Source organism: Flavobacterium sp. 9, assembly GCF_002754195.1.
Taxonomy (GTDB): domain Bacteria; phylum Bacteroidota; class Bacteroidia; order Flavobacteriales; family Flavobacteriaceae; genus Flavobacterium.
The window spans coordinates 4905197-4925398 of the sequence record NZ_PEEU01000001.1; the positions used below are offsets into that span (position 1 = coordinate 4905197).

Below are 20202 nucleotides of genomic sequence, written 5' to 3' on the forward strand. Positions count from 1 at the left end.
ATATTCAGTTGCTTTTTATAATTTTTCGATGATTCTAACTTCGCCGTCTTTTTCGTCAGCAGTCAAAATATCAGATTGTTTTTTAGTATAAACTAACAATGTCCATTGTACAATTTTATTTGTCGGATATAAATTTGCCTGACTTTTTAACCACTTTTCTGCTTCATTTGCCGATGAAGTTTTCTCGATCGCCCAAGCAGAAACCAATTGATTTGCCGGTAAGAAATTCATAACCGTATTATCAATTTTCGGATTAAAAGCGGTGATTTTCTGTAAAGATTGTTTTGCTTTTTCGCTATTGCCAAGACTTGTGTAACATTGATAATCCAACCAATTTTCAAGTCTTTCGTCAATATCAACATCATAAGGTTTTCCTACGCCCAGATTTTCCGGAAACAGTTTTGCATCGGCAATAAATTGTAAAGCTTTTTTGTATTGCTTGTTTTTCATTTCGGCTAGAGCCTGCATCAATTTTGCTTCATGATACAATTGTCTTCCTGCAGTTGCACCTTCAAACGGAAGGATTTCTAATTTGGTCAGGAAAGCATCTGCAGCAACATATTTTTTGTTGAGCAATAATGTTTTTCCGTACAACATTCCCATTAAATAATTGTCTGTATGTTTTTTATAAAACGGTTCTGCAATTGCTAATGCTTTATCATATTGCTTTTGACTGATGTAATGTTCTGTCAATAATTTATGATATCTCCAACCTTGATTGTCTAATTTCAAAGCTTGCTGAAGGCTTGCAATTACAAGATTAGAATCGTCTTTGAACAAAGATGCTTTTGCGGCATAAAAAGCTGGATCATTTGGTTTTGTACCACACTGTGTAAATAATTCTTTTGCTTTCGAAAGATTATCACGATTCCATTCAATTAAAGCCAGATGATATTTTAATTGCCATTGATCGTTTGTTGGAATCAATTTCTCCAGAATTATTGCTGTTTCTCCTCTAAAAGGAAAGCTGATTCCCGGTTGAATTTTACTTAAATCAACGGATTTTCCTTCGAGAAATGCTTTCCAATATAGGATCTCAGCACTTGGAACCGCAAGTGAAAAAACTTTTAGCGCTTCGTCCTTGCGGCCCAGATGCTGATACCAAATTCCTAATTCAAGATAGGTTTGTTCCGGCATTTCATTTTGTATAAGCGAAGTGAAATGCTGTTTTGAAGCTTCTGAATTATCCAAAAGGAATCGTTCAAAATCTGCAAAATGATTTAACGGATCAACGGTATTTATTTTATTTAAGATTTCATTCGCTTTCGCGGAATTATTTTGCAGACGATAAAGTACTGCCAGAACTTGTAAACCTTCAAGATTATATTGATTGTTTAGCAAACTTTTCTCGGCGTATTCAATCGCTTTTGATTGATCGTTTTCACTAAAGTAAATTTTACTTAAAGTGGTATAAGCGGCGCTGCGAAATTCTACGCTTGAAGCGGCAATATCAAAACCGTCTTTTGCATCGGTTATATTTCCTAAATGCAGATTTGCAATTCCGTAGTAATAATTTGCCGCAGGATTATAAGTATCTATTGCTAAGGCTTTACTTGCCGAAATTACGGCTTCTTTATATTGTAATTTTCTAATTTGCAAAGAGGCTAAATCAGAAAGGGCAGGAGCGTAGTTTGGATCTTTTTTCAAACATGCATTTAGATTTTCTTCTGCTTTTACGTAATCTTTAAAGCTGATATAATTTTTTCCCTGAAGATATAATCCGTAAACCGAATTGTTGTCAAAATCTTTAGGAACTTCTAACGGTCGAGCCAAATTACCATCTTCGGGCGCTGAATTCCAAACTAATTTATTTTCGCCAAGCGTAAGTCGTAGTTTATTTTCATCAACCGAAATCTGAATTGAATCTTTGAAAACTTGTAGAGTGTTTACCGAAATATCTTTAGAATAGATTTTTTTATTGTTGTCAAAAACTTCTAATTTTTCGTTTAGTTTTTGAAGTGGAGAAAGATAGATTTTCAACCAGCCATTTTCGTTTTTTACATTGACGGCTCCATAATTATTGGCTTTTACAAAACCTTTTGTCTGTTTTACCGGAAACCAATATTCTGTCCATGAATCTGTTTGATAAGGCGCAAAAGAGCGCTGTTTAAATGGTGTCAAATTACTGCCTTCGCTGGCTTGATTGAATAATCTTCCGCTTTGAACTTCTACATATTGACCGTCAGTATCTGTTAGTAATTTTTCCCAAATCATTCCTTGTTGCGACAATCCCCAAATCCATATTTTTTTGCCTGGTTTGTCATCGTGATTTCCGTATCGTCCCATTCCAAAATCTTCGTCATGATAATATCCTCCAAAGAAATCATCGTATTTCCCAAAAACATGATACGATTTGTAACCGCCAAAATTATTGTTTTTATAGAAAGATAAATCTTTGCCATTTTCTTTATCAATTGGCCACGAATTATGTTCTCCGTTATGACCAATATAACTTTGTCCGGGATAAATAAATTGCAAATTTTCTGATGCTTTTATACCGGTATTCATCCAGGTATAATAAGGTTGTTCTGCATCTGTTGCGTTAAACCAAAACGAATTTGTTGTAAAATAAGCTTTGTCTTTTGGCAAATTGATGTCTAATTTCCATGAAGTACGGGTCAATAAATCCAAAACTCCAATAACGCAACTAACGCTTCCGTCAGGTCTTGTTATCGTTGTATAATCAACAGGAGTGGCGCAATTTGGCGTATGCCCGATGATTCCGTAATTACCTTCAACACCGCCGCTTGTCCATGGACCGCGCATGGCAATATCTCTAAATTTGATTACATGATTGTTGTAAACAAAGTCTTTTCCGGTTGATTTTTCTATTGCCGACCAAACTTTTCCACCAATTTCAGGCAGAATCATTAGTTTGATATAATCATTTTCAAGCTCAATAACTTTCCATTCTTTTTGAATTGCTTTGTCTGTAAAACCATCAAAACGAAAATACGGATACACTTTTGTATCTGGTTTAGGAATTGGATCGGGATCTGAAAACGGATAGGTCGTGAATACTTTTTTGTATTCTTTTATAGTGGGTTTATTTTGTGCGTTGACAAACAGGCTTCCAAAAAGTAGAATTGATAAGAAAGGTTTAAGTTTCATATGAAGCTGGTTTTTTGTGGTTATTTGGTTTTGCCACAGATTAAAAAAGATTTCAATGATTAATCTGTATTAATTGGTATAGTTTTTTTTAAAATGTGCCGTTAGGCACTAAAGGTTGGTAAAAAAAACATGAATCGGAATAGATTTAGCGTGCCGTAGGTACGCAATAGTTATCGTTTTGTTGCGTACCTACGGCACGCCTGATATACTCTAAACATATATTTTTTACCAACCTTTAGTGCCTAACGGCACAAAATATTGATTTAGATTATTACTTAACAATAAGTAACCATCCTTTTCCTTTAGGAACAGTTATTTCATCTTTTGCAGTAAAAGTCTGTGCCGGTTGAAAATTAGCAACTTCAGGAGCTGTAATTGTAGCTTTTGCAGGATTGATTCCTAGTTTTTTCCAGTCGATTGTTAGTTTTACTTTCACATCAGAATCTGCCCAGCTTGCAATTGAAATTAATACTGAACCGTTCTTTTTGTAAACTGTTGCCAAAACTTTATCGTTGTTTGTTTTTACGGGACAGTTTTCGCTCCAGTATCCAATCATTTCAGAACCTTTGATTCCAAAAGTATCCCATAATTTCCAGATTAGTCTTGGATCAGCATTGTGGCTCCAAGGCATTCTGTTTGTCATTCCGTAAACCATTCCTCTCCAAGGATTTCCTCCATCCTGAAGCATTTCGCCCATTAATCCAAAAGGGATTCCGCTTACTTCTGTTAAGAAAAAGTCCGGTTGGTTTTTTTCGTAATCAAAATATTCTCCAAACCAAAGTTTATTGATGTATGGAAAGTGTTCCATATATAAGTTGGCGCTATTATTAAATCCGTCACTTTTATTGTACTGATTTGCACTGTGTAAATCGATAATTCCAGGATGACCATCTTTTGTTAAAACTCTTTTAATACGTTTCATTGTGATTCTGTCAAAAGCAACATCATCAAGATAAATTCCGTCGATTCCAACATTTTGGGTTAACCAATTCATTCCTTCAACATAATAATTGTGCCAACGGTTCATTCCGCTATTTACGATTGCAGCATCTTTAATTTCCGGTACAAACCAAGCTGCAATATAATCGTCTCCAAGATGTTCTTGTAACCAAGAGAATCCACCTCCTTTTCCTGGAGAATAGATTTCGTGACCTAAACTTTTTAAAGCAAAAGTTTCATATGCTTTGTTTGAAACTTCTCTAACAGTATTATAAATCTTAACTTTTAAACCTTTTTCATGTGCTTCGTCGATATAGCTTTTCATCTTTTTAAATTCGATAAAAGGATAATTGATATATGGATTTATAGCATTTGCATGGTGAATATTAATTACCGTTGCGCCAGTTTGAGCAATTGTATCAATTGGGCTGTATTTGTGGTAGAATTTAGTATCCCATTGAAAATCTGTGTCGATTTTATGGAAAGGTGTAACCAATAAATTGAAGTTATAATACAAAACATCACCTTTTTTCATGCTGCGAGCTCCGCTGTAAGCATTTACTAAAACTGATTTTTGGTTTGGTGTAATCGTGATTCCACCTTTGTTTTCGTTACCCCAAGAAGTTGGTAATAACAATGGTTTTTGCAAATAGAAATTCGTGTTTAACGGACGGCTGTATTTTTCGTCTCTTAGCGAAAATTGCAATCCTGAATTTACGTTTCCAATCCATGCACCATCTTGATTTTTATGTGCTACGTCCCATTTCCAGTCGAAATTTGCCGGACGTTCTCCACCTTTTTGACCTAATCCCATCATGTATTTTGCAGATGTTGGCTGAAAAGGCAATTGAAAATTAATATCATTGAAAGTAACATCTTCAAGCGCTGTAACTTTTACAGTATAATGTAAAAAACCATCAAATTCAATCGAAGCATTCACATCCATTTGAACAGATTGTGATGTAGAAGTGCTTTCCCAAGCAACGGTTCCAGCTTCTTTTTTAGTGAATTTAAGACCTGTATTTTTCCATTGTGCAGCTTCTTTTCCTGATGCATCCACGAAATGAAAGGCTAGGGGAGCGCTCAAAATATCATTGGCTTTTGTACCAATTGATGTCATTTCTGGCGTAAAGTAAGTTTGTATTTGCGATGGAAATCCGTTTGCACCAAGAATCAATTTTCTTCCTAATAATGAGATTTCAGAATCTTTTACAACTAATGGTGTGTAAGGCGCAATAACGGTATTTTCTTGTGCTAAAGTAGAATTTAACCATTTTAGACGCGTCATTTTCTCAGGAGAATCGATTCCTCCGTTTTTAGTTACTTCGTCGCTTACTTTTATTTGAAGAGTAATTTCTTTTGATTTTCCGTCAGCAATTACAGTAGCTTTTCCGGTATAATTTCCAGCTGCAGCAGTTTGAGGAACATCGATTCCGCACCACAATGCTTGTATTTTTCCTTTAGAAACAGAAACATTTGCAGTAAAAGGAGATGCGTCATAACGAGTTCCGTCTGTATTGATGCAGCTTATATCTTTTGCTTCAATTATAGCTCCGTTAGAACTGATTAAATTTGAAAAAGTAACTTTTACATTTCCTAAATCCTGTAATGCATAAACGCCTAATTGAAAAGCTAAATATTCTCCTTTTAAAGCTGTATCAGCAAAAGTGTTTTGAACTCCTTTTTGAATCCATCTTTGTGGTAAATCATTTTTCATTCGGATAGAATACAATCTGTCTTCCGGAAAAACAAGGAATGAATTACCACTGTTTTTTGCAATTAAATCATTAGTTTCAGCTGCAGTTGCAATAACTTCCATCGGATAAAAACTGTTGAAAGCATTTACACTTTGAATTTCTTTTACGGTACAATTATCAGCTAGATTAGCTTTGATTTTAGACAACCATTGTGCATCTGCTTTATCTTCTGGTTTTGCATAAACACCTTTTGGATAATTAGCGTCGCCTTCGTCAATATAAGGCATGTAATACACATAATAAGTTCCTTTGCCTGAAACTGGCTCAAAATAAATTGTGCCTTTTTCTCTGTTTATATCAGTTGTTTTTACGTTTTGAATTTCCTTTCCTGAAGCATCTTGAACAATGATCTTTTTTAGTTCCGGTTTTTCGTCTCTTCTGCGCCATTCGATCGTTGTTTTTGCAACATTATCTTTGCCTGCAAAATCGACCACAACACGGTGATTTCCTAACAAATTAGGATTCCAGCTGTCATTGCCATCTGTATATTTTATTTGTTGTGCAGCCAATGGAATACTGAAAATGCAAATACACATTATCAATATTCTACTCAAAATTTGTCTGTTTTTTAGGTTTGGTTTCATTGTTTTTAATGTTCAGGTTTAAAAAGTATGCGTAGTTAATAAGTTAGTAAACGGCTTTCCATCCATTCTTTTTCCAATAAGCAATAATAGGTTTGTAAGGCCCGTATTTGTGTTGTTCTTCGGTAAAATTGTCCTGAAAAGGACTATGTGAGTAATCAATTGGTTTACCCATTTTGTTAGGATAATCAAATGTTTTAGGATTTGGTCTTGTGTGTTGTGAATCATCGTTTACATAAGCCGCAATATCAAGTGCTTGTGTATCTGTAAGGTATGGTTTGCCAATGGTTACTTTGTCATAAGGCATATTGCTTTTTAACCATTGTGCCTGTTTGATAACTCTGTGCATGCTTGAACCTGGCTGATATCCGTATTCTCCCCAAAGTGGCGGATAAGTATAACCTGATTTGTCGGCATTGTATTGTCCTTCACCATTATTTCCGTGACAACGGGCGCAATTTTCAATAAATAATTGTTTTCCTCTTTCCGGACTTGCAGCAACATCAGGAAATTCAATCTCTAAATTTTTAGCACCTTTATAATCTCCGTCTTTAGGAACAAATTTGCTGATCCATTTGAAATATGATAAAAAAGCTACCATTTCTTTCCCGTCCAGCGGAAGTGGTTTTCCTGAATGTGGTCTCATTATACAGTTGTTAACACGTTCAGCAAGTGTTAGAACTTTATTTTCACGTCCGCGATATTGTGGATAATTATCGTGTGAAGCCATTAAATTGAAAGCATAAGGTTTTGTACCAGCGTCCTGATGACAATTGGTACAATTCATTTTATTGCCCAGATATTTTCCATTAATTCCGTTTGGGCCAATATAATAAGCTGTTTTTAACATCAATTCTCTTCCATAACGAACGGATTCTCCAAATTGATCGTCCGGAATTTTAGACGTATCAATTGTGATGTACGAATCATCATCGGCTGTTTTTGCCGCCAATGTTTGTGAATTTGAAGTATTGCAAGAATTGAAAACAATAACTGGCAATGCTGAAAATATACCAATAAGAATTATTTTTTTCATGTTGTAAAATTTTTAATCTGTATCATTATTTGCAAGGTTTTCCAAATCTTGCAGGTATTACTTTTTTCTAATTGAGAAGAAATGGTTTTAATTTTTCTTCCGGAATAAATTCTACACGATAAGGAGGAATTTCGGATTCCAGAGCCCAAAGTAAAACTCCTTTTCTATTGGTTAAAATGGTGATGTGTCTTTTTGAACAACAGCATAATATGGCATCTTTATCAATCATATAAGCGCTTCCCATTCGATCATTATAAACGTCTTTAGGAAGTTTTATATGAAAATCCAGTTTTACAGTTTTTCCTGTTTCGTCTACTTTCAAAGCAAAAACCGAAGATTGTTTTATGTCTACACCATTATCAAAAAACATTAGACTTCCCTCAGAATTAATATGTGCAGCGTGTGCTTGAGAGAAATTACTATCCGGAGACATTTTCATGTTTCCGTCTTTGCCTAATTTCCAGATTACTTTTCCTGTTTTTGAATCGATTTTCCAGATTTGACCATTGTTATAAAAAGAGATTAGAAAATTTCCATCTTTATCATAATTAAGGCTGTTGGCGTGCGTCCAGTCTTTTTTGTTTTTTAATATGTTCTTGTCTTTTAGAGGATCTAAATCATCAAAAACACTCCATTTCCAGATTTGTTTTCCTTTTTTATCCAAAATTAAAATTCCATCACTACTAATGGTATCGTTCTTTTTTCCTCCAACAGACGTTAAATCCATTATTTTTTTATCAACCGTAATTGTCACAATTTCGTTAGCCGATTTTTTAATGATTTCATGGTGAATCGCTTGTTTTAAATCGCCTTGTCCTTTTTTAATGTGCATTAAAGTATCACCTTGCAGATTGATTTCGAGAATCTCACTTCCGTAACTTGTTGGTTCATCATTTTTTCCTAAAATAGAAAGTATGGTTTGATCTTTTGTGAAATGAGTGACTTTAAATCCTGTTCCTTCAACGGTATGATACCATCTTAGATTTCCTTTATAATCAACAATATAAGCTACTCCGGGTGTTTCTCTTTTTCCCATAAGCATAAAACCACTTTTGAAGTTTTGCGGTAATAGTTCCGGTTTAGGACAATTTGCTTTGAATTGTTTTTGCAACCATTCGGGTAATTTTCTTGATTTGAATGTGTACAGTTTGCTTGTGTTTTTGTTTTCTCCCTGAACTGTAACTAATTGAAAACTATAGTTGGTTTCTGGAGTAATACTGCAAAGTACTAAAGAATGCTTGAGACCATTTTTTGATATTGGCGATTTTATTTTGCTTTTGATTCCCTTTTTATCAGACCAATATTCGGCATATACCTGAACATCGTCCTTCGTAGTAACATCGATCTGAATCTTCAATTCGTTGTTGCTATGAGTCCCAATGTTGATATTTGTAATAACATTACCCTGATTTTGAGAACAGCTTGCCAATGCAAGAAGTGCCAAAATAAAACTCGATTTAAATACTAATTTTTTGATCATCTGAAAGGTTTCTTTTGTGAAACAGAAAAGTACTTCTTTTGTTGAAAAAATCAAGAATAGACAGACAATTTTAACTGCCTATTCTTGATTGGATTTTTACTTATTGTCTGTCTGCATTACTTAAATTAGGGTTAAGATCAACCTGACTTTGTGGATAAGTGTAATATTTGTTTTGTGGCATTTTAACTTGTGCTGCTTCTCCAACTCTAAGGTGGTAAGCATTTACAAGAACATCGTATTTGTTCATTCTGATTAAATCTGCACGACGTTTTCCTTCATAGAAAAGTTCCCATCCTCTTTCTTGTAAAATGGCATCTCTCAAAGAATTTTGATTATAATCTGCCAAGACTAATAATTTTGCATGTGATCTTCCTTTAACCTGATTGATAAGGTCGATAGCTTCAGTAGTTGGACCGCTGATTTCGTTTAAAGCTTCGGCTCTGCTTAATAATACATCAGCATAACGAAGGATGTTTACACTATGTCCATCATAATAAGTTGTAGTTTCATCATCAGCATATTTTCTGGTAGCTACATCCGGCATATACAATTCTCCTGCTGGTGGTTCTGCGCCTAATGTTGGAGCTTGTTTGTGTAATAAATGATCTGAACCCATAAATTCAGGAAAGAAACATTGTTTGCGCTCATCTTCATCGCCAAAAGTGTTATAGAAATCCCAGTTTACAGTATAATATTGCCATCTGTTTGCAACAACAGGGTGATCAGTTGGTCCAAAGTGGTTCAGTAATTCCGTTCCGTTGGTATTAGCATCACTTAATGAAGAGAAAATATTTTCGCTGCACCATTTGTTACTTTCTTTAAATAAACCTAAGTACGAAGGATAAAGGCTGTATTCACCAAGGCTCATTACTTGTTGAGTATACGTAACAACTTTTTGCCAGTCGTGGCTGCGTAAGTATAATTTTGCTAACAAAGTAAGTGCTGCACCTTTTGTAGCGCGACCAACATCATTACTCTCGTAAATTGCGTTGTTCTTGTAGTTAACAGGTAAAACAGCAGCGGCTTCGGTTAATTCTTTGATCAGGAAAGCGTCAATTTCTTCAACTGAAGAAGGCGGTGTTTGATCTAAATATTTAGGATTTGCTACATTAGCTTCCGTAACCAGAATCACCGGACCCCATGCATCTGTTAAATCCATATAAGATGAAGCTCTCAAAAATTTAGCCTCAGCTATAAATTGCGCTTTTTCGGCAGCAGTAATTCCAGACATCTTTGCAATGTTAAAAATTGCATTATTTGCATTTGCAATCAATTTATACATGGAATTCCAGTCTTCAAGAAGTAAACCATTTGCCGAATTCCATGTTCCTAAGGATAATTGTCCCGGATCTCCACCAAATTGGCAATGTCCTAAATCTGTCGCAATATCTGTTAAGGCGAAATGTCTTGTTGCCCAATAAGAGTAATTATCTCCTACAGAAGGTCCTTTTAGCCTGCCATAAACTGAATTAACGGCTGCTATCGCATCTGATTTTGTTTGATACCCATTTGTATTAGTCAAGCTACTATAAACCGTAGGTTCAAGATCCTGATTACACGAAAATTGTGTACCTGCGGTAAGTAAAAGTAGTAATAATGTATATTTTTTCATTTTAATAAATTTAATGTTACTAAAAAAGCTTTAGACTAGTGAATTGCTACTTTTATACCTAAGATAAATGTTCTTGAAGCCGGGAATGAGTTAAAATCAATTCCTCCACCAAGGTTTTGTGCTGTAGAACTGGCTGTGTGTCCATTTATTTCAGGATCGTTCCCAGAATAGTTTGTAATAGTCAATAAGTTCTGACCAATTGCGTACAATCTTATACTGTCTATAAATTTGGCTTGTTTTAAAACACTTTCCGGAATTGAATACCCAATAGAAACATTTTTCAAACGTAAATAAGATGCTTCTTCAACGAATTTCGAGTTTACATAACTTCCGTATTTGCTTTTGTAATATCCGTCTCTTGGAATATCAGTGTTTTCATTTGTACCGGCAACCCAACGGTTAAGTGCATCTGTGCTTGTAGATGATTCTCCAACCATTGCAGTCATATTGTAAACTGAATAATCAAATGCTCCTTGGAAAAAGATATTCAAATCAAAGTTTCCGTATTTAAAATCATTATTTAAACCTGCAATATAATGTGGTGTAGAGTTTCCTAAGTATGTTCTGTCATCGGCAGTAATTTTACCATCTCCGTTAATATCTTCATATTTTGGATCTCCTGCTACTGATAATGGTTGAGGACCATAAGTTTCTCCCGTTTTTATTACACCTGCATATTTGTAGCCATATAATACGCTCATTTCTTTTCCAGGTTCTAATCTTGTAAACTCTTGTCCTGAAACAGTTCCGCTTGGGTTAGAAGTATTCTGGCTAATGATTTTAACATTGTCAGCAAGTGATACTACTTTTTGCTTATTGTAAGCAACATTTAATGAAGTAGTCCACGTAAATTTATCATTTTTAAAATTTGTACTGGTAATTCCTAATTCAATACCTTGATTGTCAATAACTCCTGAATTAACAGTTTGAGTATTAAATCCCCACCATCCACCAACAGGTACTCTTATAAGTGCATCAGTAGTTCTTTTTTTATAAACATCAACTGTTGCAGTAAGTTTATCGTTAAAGAATCCAACGTCTAAACCTATATCGGTTTGAGCGGTTTGTTCCCATTTTAAATTAGGGTTTGCAAGATTTGCAGGTTCTGTAGCACCAGCCAATTCACCAGGATTAAGTGTTCCTCCCCAAGATTGTAATCTGTTCATGTAAGCATAATCTCCAATACCATCATTTCCTGTTATACCGTAACTAACTCTCAATTTAAGGTCAGATAAATCACGGAAGTTTTCCATAAATGATTCCTTAGAAATTTTCCATGCAACCGCACCAGAAGGGAAAATTCCGAATCTGTTATTTGGTCCAAAACGTGAAGAACCATCTCTTCTTATTGTAAATGATGCTAAATATTTATCATTAAAAGCATAGTTTAACCTTCCAAAATAAGAAGTCAATTTTGTCTCAATTTTCTCTGTTTCAGGTTTTAAATAAACTTCAGCTCCTTGTAGATTGTAGTATGTCAACAAATCACTTGAAAAACCAGATCCAGATGCTTTTACTCTTTCATAAGTATCTTTTTGGTTTGAGGTTCCAATCATTACTGTAAAAGAATGGATATCTTGTAAATTAAACTTGTAAGTCAAATATTGGTCTGTACTCCATCTAAAATACGTTCTGTTTTCTTCAGATCCTGTTCCTCTTAAAGCTGCTCCTGCAACCAATGTTCTTGGTGTATATTTTCCCTGAATGTTTTCCTGCCATTCAGCTCCTGCACCAAAATGATACGTTAAACCTTTAATGATTTCATAATCCAAAAACATATTTCCATTAGCCAATCTGTTGATTGTATGATCTGTTGGCTCTAATAAAAGTGCTAATGCATTATCTTTTCCTTGATATTTGTAGTAAGATCCGTCAGCATTATAAATAGGAAGATTAGGATAAGCAGTTTGAATAGAAAACATTGGCGACAAAATATTATCTCCAAAATCACTATTATGTCCTTCACTGGAAGCACCATAAAAATTAGTACCGATATTTAATTTATCATTAAATTTTTTCTCAGCGCCCATTCTTACACTATATCTTTCGTAATCCGTGTTTTCAATTGCTCCGGTTTGTTTAATATAATTTCCGGAAAGAAAGAATTTTGATGTTTTGTCGCTTCCGCTAAAAGTAAGCGATCTGTTTAGTACTTCACCTGGACGGGTTGCTGCCTCAAACCAGTTTGTATTTGCAACAGGAAGACTTACAGGAAAAAGTGGAGGTCTTCCGTTTTCATGCTGAATTGCATTTTGAATATCAACATATTGTTGTCCGCTTAACAATGAAGGCTCTTTAATTATACTTTGAAAACCATCAGAAATTTCGGCTTCAACCTGTAATTTCCCAAGTTTTCCTTTTTTAGTTGTAATCATGATTACTCCATTTGCTCCTCTTGAACCATAAATTGCAGTAGAAGCAGCATCTTTTAATACCTGAATATTTTCGATATCATTTGGACTAATAGAACCTCCTGAACTTGTAATAAAACCGTCAACAACATACAAAGGTCCATTAGAATTGTTGATTGAGTTTCCACCTCTAATTACGATTGTTGGGCTAGTTCCCGGAGCATAACTGTTTTGTTGCACCTGAACTCCAGAAGCACGACCTTGTAAAGACTGTCCAACATTCGAGATCGTTCCGCCTAAGTTCAAATTGTCTTTTCCAATAGAACTTACAGAACCGGTAAGGTCTTTTTTCTTAGCTTTTCCGTATCCAATTACGATTTCCTCTAATTTTTGTCCAACTTCTTTCAATACCACTTTCAATGGAGAACTTCCTATTGCAACTTCTTGATCTTCCATGCCAATATAAGTTACAACAAGTTTAGTAGCATTGTCAGGAACAGTAATAACAAAACTTCCATCAACATCAGTTTGAACACCTTTGGTTGTGCCTTTTACTACAACATTAGCTCCTGCAATAGGAAGCCCGTTTTGATCTGTTACTTTACCCTTTATCGTTTTTTCAAAAAACAATACAACATTGTTTTTAGTTGATGTATTTATTGATGAAGTTGCTGAAGCCTGAAATGTTAAAGCTAATAAGGAAAGAATTGTGAGTTTAATTTCTTTATTGGATACATTCGAAATCCGAAAATCCCTTGGCTTTTTTTGAGTTAATAATTTCATACTAAAATTGGTTTTGGTTAATGATTAATTTGTTTTTTCTTCTTTGTAAGTTTTAGATTTCTTTTTTGATCTTAAAAATTCATTCTGTCTTTTTATTTGGTTTTAAAGTGAGTTGTTTTTTTTTTAAAATAGTCGTTTCATTTTCGCTTTAATAGGGAACGATTTTGTCAACTTTTCTCCCGTTTTTGAGTGTCAAAAACGCTTAAAATTTTCCTTAATTAACTTAGTTTTAAGATTAATACTTGACGAAACTATATATTATATTTTTATAAAACAAGAAAAAACACAAAAAATGTGCTCGAACACACAAAATTTATGTTCTCGAGCACATAAAATTGTGCAAAACGTTTTTTTTGAGATAAAATCATGTGATTTATATAAAATATTTTGGAAATAAAAGCCCTTCTATATTTGAGGTTATTTTATGTCAAATTGTTATTTAGATGAATTATAAATGTAGTTTGTGTAAAATCTTGTGAATTTCGTAATGACGAGATTGGATTTGTAATAATTAAACAGGCTTTTCTTATGGAATTATTTAACAGAAAAATTGATTTATGCTGATTTTATTTTATTAAAAAAGAAGCTACTTTTTCGTGAATTTTAAATTATATTAGTCCTTCTGAAAATGTGCTGAAATGAAGAATGCTTTTCAGCACATTTTCGATTTTTCAGAAAGTAAAAAATTAACAAAATTTAAGAGTCAAAATTGTGAAAGAATATAAGGTAGTTTTAATCGATAAAAATCAAAAAAGTTCTAATGAAATTTTAGATTCTGTGCTATGGGAAAAAGCAAATTGTTTAACTGATTTTTCTTCACCATGGAAAAATGATCCTGTTTCTAAAATAGAATTCAGAGCACTTTGGGATCTTGAAAATTTCTATTTTAATTTTAGAGTTTTTGATACCGATATTTATATCGATCAAAAAGACCACAGTTTTGACAGTATTGGAAATTCAGACAGAGTAGAGCTTTTCTTTCGAGCAAATGATTCTTTAAATCCTTATTATTGTCTTGAAATGGATACTGCAGCACGATTAATGGATTTTGAAGCGCGACCAAACAAAGATTTCGATTTTGATTGGAAATGGCCTAAAAAGGATATTGATGTAAAAGCTTCAAAAGATGAAACTTCATTTATTGTCGAAGGCCGAATTAGTATTCAATCTTTAGAAAATTTAAATCTGATTCTGAATAACACAATTGAAGCGGGAGTTTTTAGAGCAAAATTTTCTCTTGCAGAAAATCTACAATATGATGCAACCTGGATTTCTTGGGTAAATCCAAACACAGAAACGCCTAATTTTCATATCGCTTCTTCTTTCGGGAAATTTATTTTAAGCCCACGGATTTAATTGATTAAACGAGTTTTCGCTGGTTTTTTTTATAAATAAAATTAATCGCGCAAAGTCGCAAAGTTTTTATCGTAGAGGCGCACAGCAGTGCGTCTTTAGTCTCGTAGAATTTTGAAAAAAAGAATCAGTGCAAATCTGTTTAATCCGCCAAATCTGCGAGCAATTTTTTTACCCACGGATTTAACTGATTAAACGGGTTTTCGCTGGTTTTTTTTTATAAATAAAATTAATCGCGCAAAGTCGCAAAGCCGCAAAGTTTTTATCGTAGAGGCGCACAGCAGTGCGTCTTTAGTCTCGTAGAATTTTGAAAAAAAGAATCAGTGCAAATCCGTTTAATCCGCTAAATCCGCGTGCTATTTTTTAAGAAACGTAAAACGTAGCATTCTCGACATTAATAATATCGATAGGCAACAATATTGTTTCCGGAATATCTTTGCGGAATAAAAAATGTTCGACTAAAGTACTAACTCCAAGATAAGCTTGTCTTTTTTGATTTTGGTGAATTAAAAAGTGAACTAATCCCTGATTTAGGAAGTTCACATTCTTTTCGACTAAATCGTAACCTATAATCGCAATTTTTTTGGTTTTTATCGAAGATAGGATAGAAGCGATTTGATAAGCTTTTGATGTTGTGATGAAGATTCCTTTCAAATTTGGATTCTCTTCTAGAAAAGCCAAAAATTTAGTTTCAACATTTGGGTGTTTTAGTTTTAGCGTTGTTAGTGAAAAACCGGCAATCTTTTTTTCGTCAAAATAATTTCTAAAACCTTTTTCCTTTTCCTGCATGTGAACTGCATTTTTAAGGCTTTCGTCAATATGTATAATCGCAATTTGACCATCAGTCAAAATCAGATTCATTAAACTTGCCGCAACGCGTCCGCTTTTGTATAAATCCTGTCCAACAAAACTTTTGATAGATTCACCTTCGATTTGATTATTAAAAGTGTTCACCATAATATTCAATTCGTCATATTGTTTTACGATTTCCAAAGTTTCTTTATGAAATAATGGAGCGATCAAAACAGCATCAGGCGATTTCTTGATAATGTTGTCGTTTGTACTTAAAAACGATTTAGTGCTTTCCGGATTAAAATAATGCGTTTCGATAACCACACTATAAGCTTTAAACTCGGTTATTGCTTCCTGAATTCCGTTTACGCAAGGAAGCCAGTAAGAGTCAATTTCAGGATCCGGAAGTAAAACACAAATTCTATAGACTTTTGTGCTTTTTAAATTTCGGGCAATTAAGTTGGGCTGATAATCAATAACGTTCAAAACTTCATTGATTTTTTCTAAAGCCGTTGGAGATACTTTTCCTCTATTGTGCAAAACGCGGTCAACAGTTCCTTTAGAAACTCCAGCCATTTTTGCTATATCCTTAATTGTGTACTTTTTATCCATATGAGCAAATATAGAAACTTTGATTTAATTATTTAAAAAATTCTGTCAGAATTATTTAGTGTGCTCGAGAACATTTATTTAGTGTGTTCGAGCACATTTTTTGTTTTTTTCTTGTTTTATAAAAATATAATATATAGTTTCGTAGAATCAAAACCAGAAAACTAAAATAAATCGTTAACCAATTAGTATTGTAATTATCTGATTTACAATATTTTATTATAGAATTGTCAAGTGAAAAAAATTACTTCATTAGCCCCGGGTCGGACATGTCTCTTTGGAGATCATCAAGATTATTTAGGATTGCCGGTTATTGCCTGTGCAATTGATAGAAATATAAAACTAACTGCTGAACAAAATGACACCAGAACATTTGTTCTCAATATGATCGATATTGATGAAGTTCGTGTCATTGATATCGACGCAACTTTTGATACATTAGAGCCAAGAGATTATTTCGCTTCTTCATTGCGTGTTTTACGCAGATATGGTTGTGTGCCAAATGTAGGTTACAATATTACGATTACCGGAGATATTCCAATTAATTCAGGAACATCGAGTTCGTCGGCATTATTAATGGCGTGGATTCAGTTTTTGATTTCTGCTTTTGGCGTAAATCAGGAAGTTACTTCTGAATTTATTTCAAAAGTAGGCTACGAATCTGAAGTTTTGGAACACGGAGAACCAGGCGGAATGATGGATCATTTTAGTATTGGAGTTGGAAATGTAGTGTACATTAATACCAAAGAACCATTTTCGTTTAAAGTAATCAGAAAAGATTTAAAAGGATTAATTACCGGAGTTTCGGGCGTACCAAAAGAAACAATTGGTTTAATTGGTGAAATAAAAGGAAATGCATTAATGTCGATTGGAATTGTGAAGCAGAATTTTCCTGATTTTGATCTCAATACTTCTGAAATCGAAGATATAGACCGCTACAGAAATTGTTTGCCAGATAGATTGATTCCGTTTTTTGAAGCGGCGCTAAAAAATTATCATTATACAAAAGAAGCTTTAAAAGAATTTGAAAAACCAGTTTTAGACCTTAAAAAAATTGGGGATTTAATGAATCAGCATCACGAAGTTTTACGCGATTTATTAAAAATTACAGTTCCACGAATTGATGATATGATCAATGCAGCTTTGCGTGCCGGCGCTTATGGTGCAAAAATTGTAGGTTCTGGCGGCGGCGGAAGTATTGTTGTAATTGCCGATCCTAAAAAGGAAGATTCGGTAATTGAAGCTATTTTAAAAGCCGGAGCGCAGGAAGCTTATGCCGTGTCTGTAGATCCGGGTGTGAGAGTTATTGAAAATATTTAAATTTAAAAAATAAGTATGCACAACAATTTAGTTATTCTTGCGGGTGGAGCATCTTCCCGCATGAAAAAAGAAGCCGTTCTTGATAATTTATCACCAGAAGAAATCGCTCAGGCAAACGAAAGAAGTAAAGGTTTAATTGGCGTTGGCGGAAGCGGAAGACCATTATTGGATTATCTTTTATTGAATGCCAAAAAAGCAGGATATAAAAATATCTACATTATTATTGGTGAACAAGGCGAACTTTTTAAAGAGTTTTACGGAAGCCAAAATGTAAACAATGATTTTCACGGACTTAATATTTCATTTGCCGTACAATATATTCCGGAAGGCCGAGTAAAACCATTTGGTACAGCCGATGCTTTGTTTCAGGCAGTTGAACAATTTCCGGAGTTGAATTCGCAACAATATTCGGTTTGTAACAGCGACAATTTATATTCGGCGAAAGCCTTATTGGCACTTAGAGAAACCAATAGCCCAAATGCTTTTATAGCTTATGATCGTGATGCATTGGAATTTCCTTCTGAAAGAATTTCGCGTTTTGCAATCGCCAAATTGGATAAAAATAATCAGTTATTGGACATTTTAGAAAAACCTTCGGCAGATGTTTTGAATGATTATAAAGATATTGAAGGGAAAATCAGAGTAAGTATGAATGCTTTTAAATTTAACGGAAGCACATTATATACACATCTCAAAAACTGTCCGGTTCATCCTGAAAGAGACGAAAAAGAATTGCCAACAGTACTTTTAAATTCGGTAAAAGAGAATCCAAATACGACTTTAGGAATTCCGTTTTCAGAACATGTTCCGGATCTGACAGCAAAAGAAGATATTGCCGATGTAAAAGCGTATTTGAAGAAATATTATCCGGTTTTAGACTGGGAAGAATAAAAAAAATTAACAAAAATTTCATATCTAATTTACCAGTAAGTACAACTTATTAGACTACTTTTGTTTTAAAATTGCAAAAAAAATGCATTAAATTGTGTTTTAATTGCAATATATTTGCAAAAGAGTTGATGTTATTTTAGATTGAGAAAACCACTAATCTATTAACAATCAACCAAAATTATTATGTCAAACATTGAAAGTGCATTACATATAGACAAGAGGAGTACTATTATTCCGATGATAATCTTAACTGCATTATTTTTTATTCTGGGTTTTGTAACCTGGTTAAACGGACCATTAATTCCATTTTTTCAATTGGCATGTGAGTTGACCTCTTCTCAGGCTTATTTTGTAACTTTTGCTTTTTACATCGCATATTTTGTAATGGCAATTCCATCATCCTGGGTAATTGAAAAAGTTGGGTATAAAAATGGTATTTCTTTAGGATTATTAATCATTGCAGCCGGAGCATTTATGTTTTATCCAGCGGCAGAAAGCAGAACCTTTTTATTGTTTTTAATTGCGTTATTTGTAATGGGAACAGGTTTGGCAATTTTGCAGACAGCATCAAATCCTTATGTAGTCGTTATTGGTCCAAGAGAAAGCGCAGCAGCCAGAATTAGTGTTTTGGGAATTGCCAATAAATTAGCTGGATTTGTAGCGCCACTTATATTGACAGCTTTGGTTTTGTCAAATATGCAAGAGTTTACAGCTGATAAAATTGCTTTATTGGATTCAGTTTCAAAAACAAATGCTTTGAATTCTCTTGCATTACAATTGCAAAGACCTTACCTTTATATGGGATTGATCATTATGGTTTTGGCCTTGTTAGTAAAGCTTTCACCATTGCCGGAAATCGATTTGGATGAAGACGGAAATGTAACGCATTTAAGTATTTTTAAGCAAATTAGAAATGCATTCAGACGTCCGCAATTGGTTTTAGGCGTAATCACTTTAATGCTTTATTTGGCTGCCGAAGTTTTAGCCGGAGATTCTATTGGAGGTTTTGGAAAAGAATTGGGAGTTTATGGAACAGAAGGAAATTTTTATTTAAAATTAACTTCCTTTACAATGTCAGCGATGGTTGTAGGTTATATATTAGGAATTACATTAATACCTAAATATGTATCGCAAGTTACAGCCTTGAAGGCATCAGGAGTTTTAGGATTGATTTTAGTATTGGCAATAGTTTTGATTTCGCCAAAAATAATGATTCAGTTGCCTGGAATTCCAAATCTGCCGGTTGTAATTCTTTTAGTAGCATTACTTGGTTTGGCAAATGCACTTTGCTGGCCTGCAATTTGGCCAATGGCATTAGAAGATTTAGGAGGTTATACTAAAATTGGAAGCGCAATTTTGATCATGGGAATCATTGGAGGAGCAATTTTTCCTTTGTTCTACGGAATGATCACAGAAAATATAAATGCATCAAATATCGCAAACGGAACCGTAGAAATTTCAAAAAGCGGAAATCAGATTGCCTATTTAATGCTGTTACCATCTTATTTAATGATTCTTTTTTATGCTGTGAAAGGTCATAAATATAGAAGTTGGTAAATTTAACGACAGAAATTAAAAATAGACTAT

General features: G+C 33.9%; 11 protein-coding genes. 4 read left to right on the top strand and 7 right to left on the bottom strand.

Going from position 1 to position 20202, the window contains the following annotated elements:
• Positions 1–15: 15 nt before the first annotated feature.
• From CLU81_RS20430 to CLU81_RS20455, 6 genes are all read right to left on the bottom strand, one after another.
• Entirely contained in the window at positions 16–3111 is a 3096-nt protein-coding gene (locus tag CLU81_RS20430; RefSeq protein WP_099711485.1) for a DUF5107 domain-containing protein, read from the bottom strand.
• 271 nt (positions 3112–3382) lie between these two features.
• Positions 3383–6391 (bottom strand): glycoside hydrolase domain-containing protein, encoded by a 3009-nt coding sequence (locus tag CLU81_RS20435; RefSeq protein WP_233209738.1) that lies wholly within the window; start codon positions 6389–6391, stop codon positions 3383–3385.
• Positions 6392–6434: 43 nt separating this feature from the next.
• Positions 6435–7424, bottom strand: coding sequence for a c-type cytochrome (locus tag CLU81_RS20440; RefSeq protein WP_099711487.1), 990 nt, complete (start codon positions 7422–7424; stop codon positions 6435–6437).
• Between the two features lie 67 nt (positions 7425–7491).
• Positions 7492–8904, bottom strand: a complete 1413-nt coding sequence (locus tag CLU81_RS20445; protein WP_099711488.1) for an aryl-sulfate sulfotransferase — start codon at positions 8902–8904, stop codon at positions 7492–7494.
• Positions 8905–9004: 100 nt separating this feature from the next.
• Positions 9005–10516 (bottom strand): RagB/SusD family nutrient uptake outer membrane protein, encoded by a 1512-nt coding sequence (locus CLU81_RS20450; protein WP_099711489.1) that lies wholly within the window; start codon positions 10514–10516, stop codon positions 9005–9007.
• A gap of 35 nt (positions 10517–10551) precedes the next feature.
• Entirely contained in the window at positions 10552–13650 is a 3099-nt protein-coding gene (locus CLU81_RS20455; RefSeq protein WP_099711490.1) for a TonB-dependent receptor, read from the bottom strand.
• Between the two features lie 711 nt (positions 13651–14361).
• Here CLU81_RS20455 and CLU81_RS20460 point away from each other — a divergent pair.
• Positions 14362–15006 carry a sugar-binding protein gene (locus CLU81_RS20460; RefSeq protein WP_099711491.1) on the top strand — a complete coding sequence of 215 codons (645 nt, stop codon included), beginning with the start codon at positions 14362–14364 and terminating at the stop codon, positions 15004–15006.
• Positions 15007–15366: 360 nt separating this feature from the next.
• On the opposite strand, the gene CLU81_RS20465 is transcribed toward CLU81_RS20460, so the two are convergent.
• Positions 15367–16407 (bottom strand): LacI family DNA-binding transcriptional regulator, encoded by a 1041-nt coding sequence (locus tag CLU81_RS20465; protein ID WP_099711492.1) that lies wholly within the window; start codon positions 16405–16407, stop codon positions 15367–15369.
• A 231-nt stretch (positions 16408–16638) separates the two neighbouring features.
• On the opposite strand from CLU81_RS20465, the gene CLU81_RS20470 reads away from it, so the two are divergent.
• From CLU81_RS20470 to CLU81_RS20480, 3 genes are all read left to right on the top strand, one after another.
• Positions 16639–17724, top strand: coding sequence for a mevalonate kinase (locus CLU81_RS20470; RefSeq protein ID WP_099711493.1), 1086 nt, complete (start codon positions 16639–16641; stop codon positions 17722–17724).
• 15 nt (positions 17725–17739) lie between these two features.
• On the top strand, positions 17740–18615 hold the full coding sequence (locus CLU81_RS20475; RefSeq protein WP_099711494.1) for a sugar phosphate nucleotidyltransferase: 876 nt from the start codon (positions 17740–17742) through the stop codon (positions 18613–18615).
• 183 nt (positions 18616–18798) lie between these two features.
• Complete coding sequence (locus tag CLU81_RS20480) at positions 18799–20172, top strand: sugar MFS transporter (protein ID WP_233209739.1); 1374 nt, start codon at positions 18799–18801, stop codon at positions 20170–20172.
• Positions 20173–20202 lie beyond the last annotated feature (30 nt).

Excerpts from the sequence above, each read along its gene's own strand:
- CLU81_RS20430 (WP_099711485.1), bottom strand. The coding sequence starts at position 3,111 with ATGAAACTTAAACCTTTCTTATCAATTCTACTTTTTGGAAGCCTGTTT.
- CLU81_RS20435 (WP_233209738.1), bottom strand. The coding sequence starts at position 6,391 with ATGAAACCAAACCTAAAAAACAGACAAATTTTGAGTAGAATATTGATA.
- CLU81_RS20440 (WP_099711487.1), bottom strand. The coding sequence starts at position 7,424 with ATGAAAAAAATAATTCTTATTGGTATATTTTCAGCATTGCCAGTTATT.
- CLU81_RS20445 (WP_099711488.1), bottom strand. The coding sequence starts at position 8,904 with ATGATCAAAAAATTAGTATTTAAATCGAGTTTTATTTTGGCACTTCTT.
- CLU81_RS20450 (WP_099711489.1), bottom strand. The coding sequence starts at position 10,516 with ATGAAAAAATATACATTATTACTACTTTTACTTACCGCAGGTACACAA.
- CLU81_RS20455 (WP_099711490.1), bottom strand. The coding sequence starts at position 13,650 with ATGAAATTATTAACTCAAAAAAAGCCAAGGGATTTTCGGATTTCGAAT.
- CLU81_RS20465 (WP_099711492.1), bottom strand. The coding sequence starts at position 16,407 with ATGGATAAAAAGTACACAATTAAGGATATAGCAAAAATGGCTGGAGTT.
- CLU81_RS20475 (WP_099711494.1), top strand. The coding sequence starts at position 17,740 with ATGCACAACAATTTAGTTATTCTTGCGGGTGGAGCATCTTCCCGCATG.
- CLU81_RS20480 (WP_233209739.1), top strand. The coding sequence starts at position 18,799 with ATGTCAAACATTGAAAGTGCATTACATATAGACAAGAGGAGTACTATT.